Origin of the sequence: Modestobacter sp. DSM 44400 (assembly GCF_900107175.1) — a bacterium.
Lineage (GTDB): Bacteria > Actinomycetota > Actinomycetes > Mycobacteriales > Geodermatophilaceae > Modestobacter.
On record NZ_FNOZ01000008.1, the window covers coordinates 43780 to 56515 of the forward strand.

General features: G+C 73.1%; 12 protein-coding genes. 6 read left to right on the forward strand and 6 right to left on the reverse strand.

Features of this window, described 5'->3' with window-relative positions:
• Positions 1-2: 2 nt before the first annotated feature.
• From BLW04_RS07445 to BLW04_RS07455, 3 genes are read right to left on the reverse strand one after another with little or no spacing between them, the layout of a single operon-like run.
• Positions 3-431, reverse strand: coding sequence for a GNAT family N-acetyltransferase (locus BLW04_RS07445; RefSeq protein WP_091538348.1), 429 nt, complete (start codon positions 429-431; stop codon positions 3-5).
• Positions 428-2425, reverse strand: a complete 1998-nt coding sequence (locus tag BLW04_RS07450) for a VWA domain-containing protein (protein WP_091538152.1) — start codon at positions 2423-2425, stop codon at positions 428-430. Before BLW04_RS07450 ends, BLW04_RS07445 begins: the two co-directional genes overlap by 4 nt.
• A 1-nt stretch (position 2426) precedes the next feature.
• Entirely contained in the window at positions 2427-3893 is a 1467-nt protein-coding gene (locus tag BLW04_RS07455; RefSeq protein WP_254781156.1) for a sigma 54-interacting transcriptional regulator, read from the reverse strand.
• 99 nt (positions 3894-3992) lie between these two features.
• On the opposite strand from BLW04_RS07455, the gene ilvA reads away from it, so the two are divergent.
• From ilvA to BLW04_RS07475, 4 genes are all read left to right on the forward strand, one after another.
• On the forward strand, positions 3993-5204 hold the full coding sequence (gene ilvA, locus BLW04_RS07460; protein ID WP_254781157.1) for a threonine ammonia-lyase: 1212 nt from the start codon (positions 3993-3995) through the stop codon (positions 5202-5204).
• A gap of 420 nt (positions 5205-5624) precedes the next feature.
• Positions 5625-6641, forward strand: a complete 1017-nt coding sequence (locus BLW04_RS07465) for an ATP-binding cassette domain-containing protein (RefSeq protein ID WP_091538158.1) — start codon at positions 5625-5627, stop codon at positions 6639-6641.
• Positions 6638-7453 (forward strand): ABC transporter permease, encoded by an 816-nt coding sequence (locus BLW04_RS07470; RefSeq protein ID WP_091538160.1) that lies wholly within the window; start codon positions 6638-6640, stop codon positions 7451-7453. Before BLW04_RS07465 ends, BLW04_RS07470 begins: the two co-directional genes overlap by 4 nt.
• Positions 7454-7514: 61 nt before the next feature.
• Positions 7515-9602, forward strand: coding sequence for a M3 family metallopeptidase (locus tag BLW04_RS07475; protein ID WP_091538162.1), 2088 nt, complete (start codon positions 7515-7517; stop codon positions 9600-9602).
• A 114-nt stretch (positions 9603-9716) separates the two neighbouring features.
• On the opposite strand, the gene BLW04_RS07480 is transcribed toward BLW04_RS07475, so the two are convergent.
• Together BLW04_RS07480 and greA are read right to left on the reverse strand one after the other, a co-directional pair.
• Complete coding sequence (locus BLW04_RS07480; protein WP_091538165.1) at positions 9717-10040, reverse strand: RNHCP domain-containing protein; 324 nt, start codon at positions 10038-10040, stop codon at positions 9717-9719.
• Between the two features lie 17 nt (positions 10041-10057).
• Positions 10058-10564 carry a transcription elongation factor GreA gene (gene greA, locus BLW04_RS07485; protein ID WP_091538350.1) on the reverse strand — a complete coding sequence of 169 codons (507 nt, stop codon included), beginning with the start codon at positions 10562-10564 and terminating at the stop codon, positions 10058-10060.
• A gap of 182 nt (positions 10565-10746) precedes the next feature.
• On the opposite strand from greA, the gene mca reads away from it, so the two are divergent.
• Both mca and BLW04_RS07495 read left to right on the forward strand, forming a co-directional pair.
• Positions 10747-11634, forward strand: a complete 888-nt coding sequence (gene mca / locus BLW04_RS07490; protein WP_217630893.1) for a mycothiol conjugate amidase Mca — start codon at positions 10747-10749, stop codon at positions 11632-11634.
• The gene (locus BLW04_RS07495) at positions 11631-11972 is read left to right on the forward strand and encodes a hypothetical protein (RefSeq protein ID WP_254781158.1); all 342 of its coding nucleotides are present in this window, start codon (positions 11631-11633) and stop codon (positions 11970-11972) included. Before mca ends, BLW04_RS07495 begins: the two co-directional genes overlap by 4 nt.
• 37 nt (positions 11973-12009) lie before the next feature.
• On the opposite strand, the gene BLW04_RS07500 is transcribed toward BLW04_RS07495, so the two are convergent.
• Entirely contained in the window at positions 12010-12579 is a 570-nt protein-coding gene (locus BLW04_RS07500; RefSeq protein ID WP_091538170.1) for an AMIN-like domain-containing (lipo)protein, read from the reverse strand.
• Positions 12580-12736 lie beyond the last annotated feature (157 nt).

The following is a 12736-nucleotide window of genomic DNA, read 5'->3' on the forward strand; positions in this document are numbered from 1 at the left end:
TCTCACCGGATCGGCAGCTCGATCAGCGTCCCCCGGTGCGAACCCGCCGGCGGCAGGTCGTACGTCTCGGTGACGGTGCTGAAGCCGATCCGCTCGTAGAAGCCCACGGCGGCGGCGCGGGCATCGCACCAGACGAGGTCACCGCCGACCGCGATCACCCGGGTCAGCCCCTCGGCGCCCAGGGCCCGACCGGCGCCCAGCCCGCGCACCCGGGGATCGGTCGCCATCCCGCGCAGCTGCCAGGCGGCCTCCGCCTCCCGCCACGGGCAGTCCCGCGGGTGGAACCGGACGACGCTCACGATCTCGCCGTCGCTGGTGCGGGCCGCCAGGTGCAGGGTGTACGGAGCGTCGTCGCCGGTGATCTCGACCGGACGCCTGCAGGGTCGCGCCGCGAGCTCGCGAGCGGTGGGGGGCAGAGGGGCCTTTCTCAGCGTCCCCGCCGCCCCCTCCGCATCCGCAGGTAGTCCGCGACGACGTACTCGCCGAGCCGGCCGCTGTCCGGGGTGAACACCCGGCCGCCCGCCCGCGCGGTGATCTCGTGCACGAAGTCGATCAGTCCGGGCTCCGGGTCCAGCGCGAACACGTTCAGCGTCGCCCCGGACCGGGCCACCCGTTCCACCTCGGCGACGGTCTTGGCGATCGTCTCGGGCATCGGCGGCCAGCAGAAGTACGGCGTCCCGTCGTCCTCGAGGTGCGCCGTCGGCTCGCCGTCGGTGACCACCAGCACGATCGGCTCGGCGTCGTGGTGCCGGGCCAGGAAGCGGCGGGCCAGCATCAACCCGTGCTGCAGGTTGGTGCCCTGCAGCGTGTCGACCGACAGCTCCGCCAGCGTCTCCGGGCGGAGCACCTGGGCGGTGGAGGAGAAGCCGATGATCTCGATGGCGTCCTGCGGGTAGCGGGTGGTGACCAGCGAGTGCAGCGCCATGGCGGTGGACTTGGCCGCCCCCCACGTACCGCGCAGCGCCATCGAGTAGGAGAGGTCGACGAGCAGGGCGACCGCGGCGCCGGTGCGCCGCTCGGTCTCCACCACCTCGAAGTCCCCGACGTCGATCTTCACGGCCCGCTGCCCGGGTTCGCGGGGCTCGCCGGCGTGGCGCAGGACGGCGTTGCGCACCGTGCGGACGACGTCCAGTGGCTGCTCGTCACCGAACCGCCACTCCCGTGACGCCCCGGTGAGCTCGCCGGCCGCACCGGCGTCGGCGACGTCGTGCTCGCCCCGCCCGGTGGCCGACAGGTTTGCGAACACCCGGCGCAGTGCGGTCGCGCCCAGCCGGCGGACCGCCTTGGGGGAGAGCTCGAGCTTGCCCTCGGAGCGGTTGAGGTAGCCCTGCCGCTCCAGCTCCCGCTCCAGCCGGCGCAGCGCGGCGAGGTCGTCGACCGCCGGCCGGCCGAGGGCGTGGGCGAGCAGCTCCTCGTCGATGTCGGCCAGTGAGGCCCCGGCGTAGCCCTGGGAGAGCTGGGAGGACAGCGCCTCCAGCTCGGCGAGCTCGGCGACGGCGGTGGTCGCGTCGCCCATCCCCAGCCCCTGCTCCCCGTCGGGCACCGACCCGCGCTGCCCCCACGGCAGGTCGGGCCGGGCCTGGCGCAGCGCGTCGGACAGGTGCGCCATCTCCGACTGCAGGCCGAGGTCGCCCATCGCCTGGGACATGAGGTCCTGCAGTTCGGCGCGCTGGTCGGGGGACAGCCCGGCCAGCATCCGTTCCTGGGCGGCGGCCCGGCGGGCCAGCGAGTCGATCAGCTCCTCCACCGACTGCGGGTCGTCGGGGAAGAACTGGCCGTGCCTGCCCATGAAGTCGGCGAACTGCTGGTCGGTGTCCTCGCCGCGGTTGTGCGCGTCGACCAGGGCGGAAAGGTCGGCGACCATGTCCTTGACCGCCTGCATGCCGGCGCTGTCACCGTCCTGCATCGCCTGCAGGGCCTGCTTCATGCCCTGGAAGGAGCTGTCGAGCACCTCGCGGCGCAGCAGGTCCTCGATCTCGGCGTAGGCCTGGGCCGCCTCGGGGGAGCGCCAGGCGTGGTCCTTGAGCGCCCGGACGGCGCCCGCGGTGTCCTCCGGCAGCGCGTCGAGCTCGGACTCCGCCAGCCGGGCGGCGTCGTCGGGGTCGGGGAACAGCTCCCGGCGCTCGGCGTCCAGCGCCCGGTCAAGCAGCTCGCGGACCTGCTCCAGCGTGCCGTCCATCCGCCCGGCCTGCCGGGCCTGGCGCAGCCGGTCCCGCACCGAGCGGCGCAGCTGGTCCAGCCCGGCCCGCCCGTCGGCGCCGCGACGCAACAGGTCCCGCAGCGCCTCCCGGACGCCGTTGCCGGCCAGCACCGAGTCGCCGAGCTCGTCGACGGCTGCGGCCACGTCGTAAGGCGGGGCCAGCGGGTCGGGACCGCCGTGCCACCGCCCGTACCGGTACCCCCGCCCGGGGCGCCCCCGCACCATGTCAGGCCCCGTACACGGTGCGGGCGCCGTCGGTGTCCTTGGCCAGCCGTCGGGTCAGGTACAGCCCCTCGAGGGCGAACTCGACCGCGGCGGCCGCCTGCTCGGCGGACTGTTCGCCTTCCGGGACGCCGACCCGGCCGAGCAGCTCGGCGAGCCGGGGGATGGTGCCCAGCTGGCCCAGCAGTGCCGCGGCCGGGACCAGGTCGCCGGACTCCACGACCTCACCGCCGGTGAAGTGCTCCTGCAGGCCGGTCAGGTCCAGCCCGCCGCAGCGGGCCCGGAACGTCTGCGCGGTGGCCTGCCGCAGCAGGTGCTCGAGCACCTCGAGCTCCCGCTCGTCGTCCGGGTCGGAGCCGGCGTCGGCGAACTCGACCTTGCCCCGGCTGGCCGGGATGACGCTCGGCAGGTCGACGACCCGGGCGACCGGCCGGCTCTCCCCGGCCACCGCGGCCCGGCGGACGGCGGAGGCCGCGATCGTCTCGAGTCCGGCGATTGCGAACCGGGCGCTGACCCCGGACCGCTGGTCGACGTGGCTGGACTCGCGGACCAGCCGGGTGAACCGGGCGACGATCTCGACCAGGTGCTCGGGCACGATCGGGGCGTCCAGGCCGTCGGCGGACAGCCACCCGGTGTGCGCCTCCTGGTGCAGCAGCCGGATCTCGTCGGCCAGCTCGATCGGGTAGTGGGTGCGGACCTCGGCGCCGAACCGGTCCTTGAGCGGGGTGATGATCCGCCCGCGGTTGGTGTAGTCCTCGGGGTTGGCGCTGGCCACCAGCAGCAGGTCCAGCGGCAGCCGCACCCGGTAGCCGCGGATCTGGATGTCGCGCTCCTCGAGCACGTTGAGCAGCGCCACCTGGATCCGCTCGGCCAGGTCGGGCAGCTCGTTGATGCTGAAGATGCCGCGGTTGGTGCGCGGCACCAGCCCGTAGTGGACCGTCTCCGGGTCGCCCAGCGTGCGGCCCTCGGCCACCTTGATCGGGTCGACGTCGCCGATCAGGTCGCCCACGGAGGTGTCCGGGGTGGCCAGCTTCTCACCGAAGCGGTCGCTGCGGTGCAGCCAGCCGACGGGGGTGTCGTCGCCGTGCGCCGCGATCTGGCGGCGCGCCCAGACGCTGATCGGGGCCAGCGGGTGCTCGTTGAGTTCGCTGCCCACCAGCACCGGCGTCCACTCGTCGAGCAGGCCGACCAGGGTGCGGATCAGCCGGGTCTTTCCCTGGCCGCGCTCACCGAGCAGGACCAGGTCGTGACCGGCGATCAGCGCCCGCTCGACCTCGGGCAGGACGGTGTCCTCGAACCCGACGATGCCGGGCAGGGTGGGCTCGCCGGCGGCCAGCCGGGCGAGCAGGTTGGCGCGCAGTTCGGCCTTGACCGGGCGGAAGACGGCCCCGCTCTCGCGGAGCGCGCCGAGGATCGTGGGGGCGGGGGCGGTCGGGGACGTTCCGGTCCCCAGCGGTGCGGCGTCCGTCACCTCGACCACGGTACGACGACCCTGTGACAGTCGGAGGCCGTCATCCGCGGGTCGTTCCGGGCCACCTGCCAGGATCGACACGTGTCCGGTCCTGGTGCAGTGCCCCCTCTCGTCAGCGGATCCGACGTCGAGGCAGCCGCGCGGCTGCTGGCCGGCGTGGTGCGCCGGACGCCGCTGGAGCACTCCCGGGGGCTGGCCGACCGGGTCGGTGGTCCGGTCTGGCTCAAGTGCGAGAACCTGCAGCGCGCCGGGTCGTTCAAGATCCGCGGCGCCTATACGCGGATCGCCCGGCTCACCGACGCCGAGCGGGCCCGCGGGGTCGTCGCCGCCAGCGCGGGCAACCACGCGCAGGGGGTGGCGCTGGCCGCCCGCCAGCTCGGCGCCGAGGCGACGGTCTTCATGCCCGAGGCCGCGCCGCTGCCCAAGGTGGCGGCCACCCGCGGGTACGGCGCCACCGTGCGGCTGGGCGGGCCGACGCTGACCGAGGCGATGGCCGCCGCCAGGGCCTTCGCCGCCGAGACCGGCTCGGTGTTCATCCACCCCTTCGACCACCCCGACGTCATCGCCGGCCAGGGCACGGTGGGCATGGAGGTCCTCGAGCAGTGTCCCGACGTGGCCACGGTGGTGGTGTGCACCGGCGGCGGCGGGCTGGTCTCCGGGATCGCCGCGGCGGTGCGCGCCCGCCGTCCCGACGTCCGGGTCGTGGCCGTGCAGGCGGCCGGCGCGGCGTCGTTCCCGGCGTCGCTGGCCGCCGGGCGGCCGGTCCCACTGGCGTCGATGGCGACCATGGCAGACGGGATCGCCGTGGCCGCCCCCGGAGACCTGACGCTGGCTCACGTGGCGGGGCTGGTCGACGAGGTCCGCACGGTGAGCGAGGACGACCTGTCCCGGGCGCTGCTGTTCTGCCTGGAGCGCGCCAAGCTGGTCGTCGAGCCGGCCGGCGTGGCCGCCGTCGCGGCCGTGCTGGCCGACCCGACGGCGTTCCGCCCGCCGGTCGTCGCCGTCGTCTCCGGCGGCAACATCGACCCGGTGCTGCTGCTCAAGGTGGTGCAGCACGGCATGGCCGCGGCCGGCCGTTACCTCTCGCTGCGGGTGCGCGTGCCCGACCGGCCCGGGTCCCTGGCCGGTCTGCTGGCCGAGCTGGCCGGGCTGTCGGCCAACGTGCTGTCGGTGGAGCACGAGCGGACCACTGCGCAGCTCGACCTCGGAGAGGTGGAGGTCGGGGTCCACCTCGAGACCCGGGGCTCCGACCACGCGGTGGAGGTCATCGCGGCACTGTCCCGGGCGGGGTACGCGGTCCGCTCCGACTAGCGGTGCTGCCCGGGCCACCGAGCCCAGGTCGCTCACCGGGCCGACGGACCGACCGGCTCGTTCTTGCAGAGCGAGCGGGCCGGCCCGCCGCTGCCACCCGGGGCGGCAGCGGACTGTCCGCTGCCGGGACCGCCGAGCTGATCGGAGCCTCCCGGATCACCGCCCGCCGGTACCTGGAGCACGCCGACGCCGGGGTGGTGGCCCGCACCCCCGCGTCATGGCGGCACCGGGCGGCCGCAGCTGGAGTACCGGTGGCGATCAGGGCGGACCGATGAGTTCTCCGGTCGGCCGGGGTCTGTAGGTCAGCCGCCGTCCGGGCGGACCCCGATCCACCTCCGAGGAGATCCTGGTGCACATGTCCGGCACCCGCGCGCAGCGGTCAGCTGAGAACTGTCGGAGGGAGGTCCCAGCGTGCGCGGCATGACCAACGCCATCGTCGTCCAGGGTCTCGTCAAGCGGTTCGGTGCCCAGACCGCGCTGGACGGGGTCGACCTCACCGTCGCCGAGGGCACCGTGCTGGGCCTGCTGGGCCCCAACGGTGCCGGGAAGACGACGGTCGTGCGCATCCTGAGCACGCTGCTCGAGCCGGATGCCGGCCGGGCCGAGGTCGTCGGTCTCGACGTGGTGCGCCAGGCCGGCGAGGTCCGGGCCTCCATCGGGCTCACCGGCCAGTACGCAGCGGTCGACGAGTACCTCACCGGGCAGGAGAACCTGGAGATGGTCGGGCGGCTGTACCGGTTGGGCAAGCGCGAGTCGCGGTCCCGGGCCGCGCAGTTGCTCGAGCGCTTCGAGCTGACCGACGCCGCCCGCCGACCGGCTAAGACCTACTCCGGGGGCATGCGCCGCCGGCTGGACATCGCCGCCTCTCTGATCGCCCGTCCCCGCGTGCTGTTCCTCGACGAGCCCACCACCGGGCTCGACCCGCGCAGCCGGCTGGGCATGTGGGAGTTCATCGCCGACCTGGTCAGCGACGGGACGACGATCCTGCTGACCACCCAGTACCTGGAGGAGGCCGACCGGCTGGCCGACCGGATGGTGGTCATCGACCACGGCCGGGTGATCGCCCGGGGCACCGCCGACGACCTCAAGGCGCAGGTGGGCGGCGAGCGGCTGGAGCTGACGGTCGGCTCGGTCGAGGAGCTGGCGCGGGCGGCCGACGCGCTGCGCTCCCTGGCCCTGGACGAGCCCCGGTGCGATGAGCAGACCCGCCGGCTCACCCTGCCGGTCACCGGCGGGGCGGCCACCCTGGCCGAGGCCCTGCGCCGGCTGGAGTCCACCGGCGCCACGGTGCTGGACGTCGGCCTGCGTCGGCCCGACCTGGACGACGTCTTCCTCACCCTCACCGGGCACGCTGCCGACGACGAGCGGGCCGGCGCCCCGTCCGACGACGACGCGGCCGACCGGACGCCGGCCACGGCGGGAGGTGCACTCCGATGAGCGCGATGACCACGTCGCTGGGTTGGGCGGTCTCCGACAGCCTGACCATTACCCGGCGCAACCTGATCAAGGTCAAGCGGGTGCCCGACCTGATCGTGTTCGCGACCCTGTCGCCGATCATGTTCGTGCTGCTGTTCCGGTACGTGTTCGGCAGCGCGATCCCGATCGAGGGCCTCGACTACGCCGAGTTCCTGCTCCCGGGCATCTTTGCCCAGACGGTCGTCTTCGGTAGCACGATCACCGGGGCGAGCCTCGCCGACGACCTGCAGAAGGGGCTGATCGACCGGTTCCGGTCGCTGCCGATGGCGCGGTCGGCGGTGCTCATCGGCCGCACGGTTGCCGACCTGGGCCTCAACGTGGTGACGATCGTGGTGATGGCCCTGACCGGGCTGGCCGTGGGCTGGCGGATCCACTCCTCGGTCGGGGAGGCGCTCGCCGGCTTCGTCGTCCTGCTGCTGTTCGCCTTCGCGATCTCGTGGGTCATGGCCTACGTCGGGTTGTTGGTGCGCACCCCGGAGGTGGTCAACAACGCCAGCTTCATCGTGATCTTCCCGCTGACGTTCATCGCGAACACCTTCGTGCCGACCAACAACTTCCCGACGGTGCTGAAGGTGATCGCCGACTGGAACCCCGTGTCGGCCGTGGTGCAGGCCGCCCGGCAGCTGTTCGGCAACACCGCCCCGTCGCTGGAGACATCCGACGCCTGGTCGCTGCAGCACCCGGTGCCCTACGTGCTGCTGTGGGTCGTCGTCCTGCTCGCGGTGTTCGTGCCCCTGTCGGTGCGCACCTACCTGCGCACCGCCACCCGCTGAGCGGAGCCCGGTCGACCGTCGGGTGACGGTCGACCGGAGCCCAGGGCCAAGATGGGCGGTGATGAGCACCGCTGACCCGGCCACTGCGCCGGCACCCGAGACCCTGTCCGCCTCGAACCCGCTGGCCGCGCCGTCCCCGCTGCCCTACGCGCTGCCGCCCTTCGCCTACCTCACCCTCGAGCACCAGCGCGAGGCGCTGCTGGCCGGCATGGCCGCTCAGCGGGCCGAGGTGGACGCGATCGTGGCCGACCCGGCGGAGCCGACCTTCGACAACACCGTGGTCGCCCTGGAAAGGTCTGGTGAACTCCTCGGCCGGGCCGAGCGGGTGTTCTACAACCTGAGCTCGTCGGTCTCCTCCGACCGGCTGCGGGAGATCGAGCGGGAGATCGCTCCGCTGGCCGCCGCGCACAGCGACGCCATCCGGCTGGACCCCGCGCTGTTCGCCCGGGTCGACGCGGTGCACGCCGCCCGACACGACGCCGCCCTGGACGACGAGGCGGTGCGGCTGGTCGAGCGCTACCACCTGGACTTCGTGCTGGCCGGCGCCGGTCTGGACGAGGCCGGCCGGGACGAGCTGCGCGCGCTCAACCAGCGCCTGGCCGAGCTGTCGACCACCTTCGACCAGAACCTACAGCTGGCCACGGAGGCCGCCGCGGTGCTGGTGACCGACGCGGCGCAGCTCGACGGGCTCAGCCCGGCCGAGGCGCAGGCCGCCGCTGGGGCGGCCACCGAGCGGGGCTCCGACGGCGGGTACCTGCTGACCCTGGTGCTGCCCAGCGGCCAGCCCGCCCTGGCCAAGCTGCGCAACCGCGGCCTGCGCGAACGGCTGCACACCGCCTCGGTGACCCGCGCGTCCGCCGGCGAGCACGACAACGGCCCGGTGGCGGTGGAGATCGCCCACCTGCGGGCCGTCCGCGCCCGGCTGCTCGGCTTCGACACCCACGCTGACTTCGTGGCCGCCGACCAGACCGCGCAGACGTCCGCGGCCGTCGACGCGCTGCTCGGTGAGCTGGTCGCGCCCGCCCGGGCCAACGCCGAGGCCGAGGCCGCAGTGCTGGCCGAGCTGGCCACCGCCGACGGTGTCGAGCTGGCGGCCTGGGACTGGGCGTTCTACTCCGAGCGGGTCCGCGCCGAGCGTTACGCCGTCGACAGCGCGGCGCTGCGGCCGTGGTTCGAGCTGGACCGGGTCCTGGTCGACGGGGTGTTCCGGGCCGCCGAACTGGTCTACGGCTACACCTTCGCGGCCCGCCCGGACCTGGTCGGCTACCACCCCGACGTCCGGGTCTGGGAGGTGCACGGCGCCGACGGGCAGCCGGTCGGGCTCTACCTCGGTGACTACTTCGCCCGCGAGGGCAAGCGCGGTGGCGCCTGGATGAACTCCTTCGTCACCCAGTCGACCCTGCTGGACACCCGGCCGGTGGTGGTGAACAACCTCAACGTCACCCGGCCGGCGACCGGCCAGCCGGCGCTGCTGACCCTGGACGAGGTCACCACCCTGTTCCACGAATTCGGTCACGCGCTGCACGGGCTGTTCTCCGCGGTCACCTACCCGCGGTTCTCCGGCACCAGCGTCCCCCGCGACTTCGTCGAGTACCCCAGCCAGGTCAACGAGATGTGGGCGCTGTGGCCGGAGGTCCTGTCCGGCTACGCCCGGCACGTGGAGACCGGTGAGCCGCTGTCCGGCGACGTGGTGGCGGCCATCGAGGCCGCCGCGCTGTGGGGTGAGGGCTTCGGCACGCTGGAGTACCTGGCCGCGACGCTGCTGGACCAGGCCTGGCACCGGATCACCCCGGACACCCTCGTCGAGGATCCCCAGGCCTTCGAGGCCGAGGCGCTGGCCGCCGCCGGCGTCGAGTTCACCACCCTGGTGCCGCCGCGCTACCGGACCACGTACTTCCAGCACGTCTTCTCCGGCGGCTACTCGGCCGGTTACTACTCCTACATCTGGTCCGAGGTTCTGGACGCCGACACCGTCGAGTGGTTCAAGGAGAACGGCGGGCTGAGCCGGGCCAACGGCGACGTCTTCCGCGACCGGCTGCTGTCCCGCGGCGGTTCGGTCGACCCGCTGGGCGCCTTCCGGGCCGTCCGCGGCCGGGACGCCGACACCGGGCCGCTGCTGCGCCGCCGAGGTTTGGTACCGAGCGCCTGAGAGACCTCGGGTGCGTGAGGGTGTCTGCACCCACCCTCCCTGTTGATCATCGCCGAGTGGCTGCTCGACACGCCGCGCGAGCCCGCCGTTCGCCGATGATCAACTCGGGGCTTCCTACAACCAGGGGAGCTCTAGCACCAGGTTCAGGTCGTCGGGGGCGTCGCCCTCGCGGACCAGCCGGTTGGGTTGGCGGTGGCCGCAGGCGGTGCAGCGGTGCACCACCTGCCAGCCCTTTCCCGACTTCTCCACCAGGCCGATCGGCTCCATCAGGCCCCGGCACTCGCTGGCCCGGTCACCGGGCAGCTCGTCGACGTGCAGCGACCACAGGCACCACGGGCAGTGGTTGCGGTAATGCCCGTCCGTGTTGGCCGGGACGGGCGTGGAGCAGTGCCCGCAGGGGAACGAGGTGTTCTCGGCCTGCCGGGACCGCGCGCCCACCGCCCGCCTCCTGCCGGTCAGGGGGCGAACGGCTCGACGGCCAGGACCTTCACCGAGATGTCCTTGCCGTTGGGTGCCTGGTATGTCACCGTCTCGCCCGGTGCGGCGCCGACGATGGCGGCCCCCAACGCGGACTCCGGGGAGTAGACCGCCAGCTGGGTGGTCCCGGCAATCTCCCGTGAGCCCAGCAGGAACTTCTCGGTGTCGTCCTCGTCGCCGTCGAAGGCGATCGTGATGACCGTGCCCAGCGCAGCGTTGGTGGCCGTCGTCGGAGCTGCCCCGACCCGGGCCTTGCGCAACAGGTCGGTGAGCTGGCGGATCCGGCCCTCCCGCTTGCCCTGCTCCTCGCGGGCCGCGTGGTAGCCGCCGTTCTCCTTGAGGTCGCCCTCCTCGCGGCGGTCGTTGATCTCCTTGGCGATGACCGGGCGGTCCGCTACCAAGTGGTCGAGCTCGACCTTCAGTCGGTCGTGGGCCTCCTGCGTCAGCCAGACGCCCTGGTCCTGCTGGTCAGTCGGGGTGGACACGATGTGGGGACTCCCGTGCTCGATGGCGGTCGTCGCGATGGGCGGACCGCCGTTGGTCAATCCGAGAAAACTAACACCGGAACGGGACCGGATGCAGACCTCGAGAAGCTTCCCCGGGCCGAGCAACCCGACCCGGCCGGGGTCCCTGCCGCCAGGTGCGCGGTCGGGGGACAATGGGCGACGTGACACAACCGGACCAGTTGCGCCTACTCGCGGTGCACGCCCACCCCGACGACGAGTCGAGCAAGGGCGCCGCAACCATGGCCAAGTACGTCGCCGAGGGCGCCCGGGTGCTGGTGGCCACCTGCACCGGCGGAGAGCGCGGCTCGGTGCTCAACCCCGCCATGGACCTCCCCGAGGTGTGGGAGCGGCTGCCCCAGCTGCGCATGGCGGAGATGGCGCGGGCCCGGGAGATCCTGGGCATCGAGCAGGAGTGGCTCGGCTTCGTCGACTCGGGGCTCCCCGAGGGCGACCCGCTCCCGCCGCTGCCCGAGGGCTGCTTCGCCCTCGTGTCGGTGGAGGAGGCCGCGGCTCCGTTGGTGGAGCTCATGCGCCGGTTCCGCCCGCAGGTCATCACCACCTACGACGAGCGGGGCGGCTACCCGCACCCCGACCACATCAAGACCCACGAGATCTCGGTGCACGCCTTCGAGGCCGCCGGTGACCCCGAGCGCTATCCCGAGCTGGGCGAGCCGTGGCAGCCGAGCAAGCTCTACTACCAGATGGGCTTCACGCTTCCCCGCACGAAGGCGCTGCACGAGGCGGTGCTCGCCGGCGGCGGGGAGTCGCCCTACGCCGAGATGCTCGAGAAGTGGGACCCGGCCAAGGACATCTCCCACCGGGTCACCACCCGCGTGCCCTGCGCCGAGTACTTCCCGGTGCGCGACGCCGCGCTGATCGCCCACGCCACCCAGATCGACCCCACCGGCCGCTGGTTCACGGTGCCGCTGGACGTGCAGTCACACGCCTGGCCGACCGAGGACTACGAGCTGGCCCGCTCGCTGGTCGACTCCCCGCTGCCCGAGGACGACCTGTTCGCCGGCGTCCGCGACTCGGTGCGTGTGCCGTGACCGGCGCGCTGGCCACGGAACTCACCGTCCTGGCGGTCGACCAGCAGCAGTTGCCCGAGGACGTCGGCAAGTCTGGACCGGTGGGCCTGCTGCTCATCGTCGTGCTGCTGATCGCGACGGTCCTGCTGGTCAAGTCGATGGGCCGGCACCTCAAGCGGATCCCGCCCAGCTTCGACCCGGCCGACCAGATCCCGGACACCCCGGCCGAGCTGATCGACCCGCCGGCCCCCGGTCAGGACCTGCTCGACACGCTGCGCCGGGCCCCGCTGGCCATCGAGCCGCCGCGCGCCCGGCCGCGGGACGACCGCTCGGAGGGCAACGGGCCCGCGGCGTCCTGAGGCGCCGGGCGGTTCCCCGCCCGGCGTCCGCGGAGCACTACCAGCGGTGCGCGACGTCGATGACCATGCGGCTCGGTGAACCCGGGAGGACGAACACCCGGAACGGCAGCCGTGCCCGGGTGCCCACGCCGAGGGTCGTGACCCCCTCGGAGGAGCCGGCCCAGACGACCTGACGGAACGTCCGGTAGCCGGTCACGTTGACGACCTCCCGCTGGTTCTGCGGTAGGTAGGTCACCTGGCCGTTCACCTGGTTGGGGGCGTACACGGTGACCTGCAGGATTGCGCCGCCCCGGACGGACAGTTGTTCGCCCTTGGGGTCGGAGAAGATCCGGTCGACGTACTCCACGCGGTATCCCCCCAAGCCGGTCACCGCCGGGTTGACGTCCACGACCATCCGGTCGTAGCAGTCGTGGTGACCGGACCGGACGCCGGTGATCGCGACGCCGTCGGACGAGAGACCGCCGTGGGCCTTGAGCTGGGACCCCCAGGTGATGCCGCAGTAGGGCGCGGCTGCCGATGCCGGGGTGACGAGCCCCAGCACGACCGCGGCGACCGCGGCCAGGACGAGCAGGAGGGAGGAGAAGGGACGGGGACGGGGACTGTTCATGGCGTGCCTCCAGTGGTGTGCGCCACCGGAAGAGTCTCGCGACACGCCGTCCCTTACCAGATGCCCGGCAAGTCCACAACTACTGAACCCTCAGCGTGTCGACTGTCATCTCCCGTGGTCGTTGTCCTGTGGAACGACGGGGGGATGGCGAATGGCT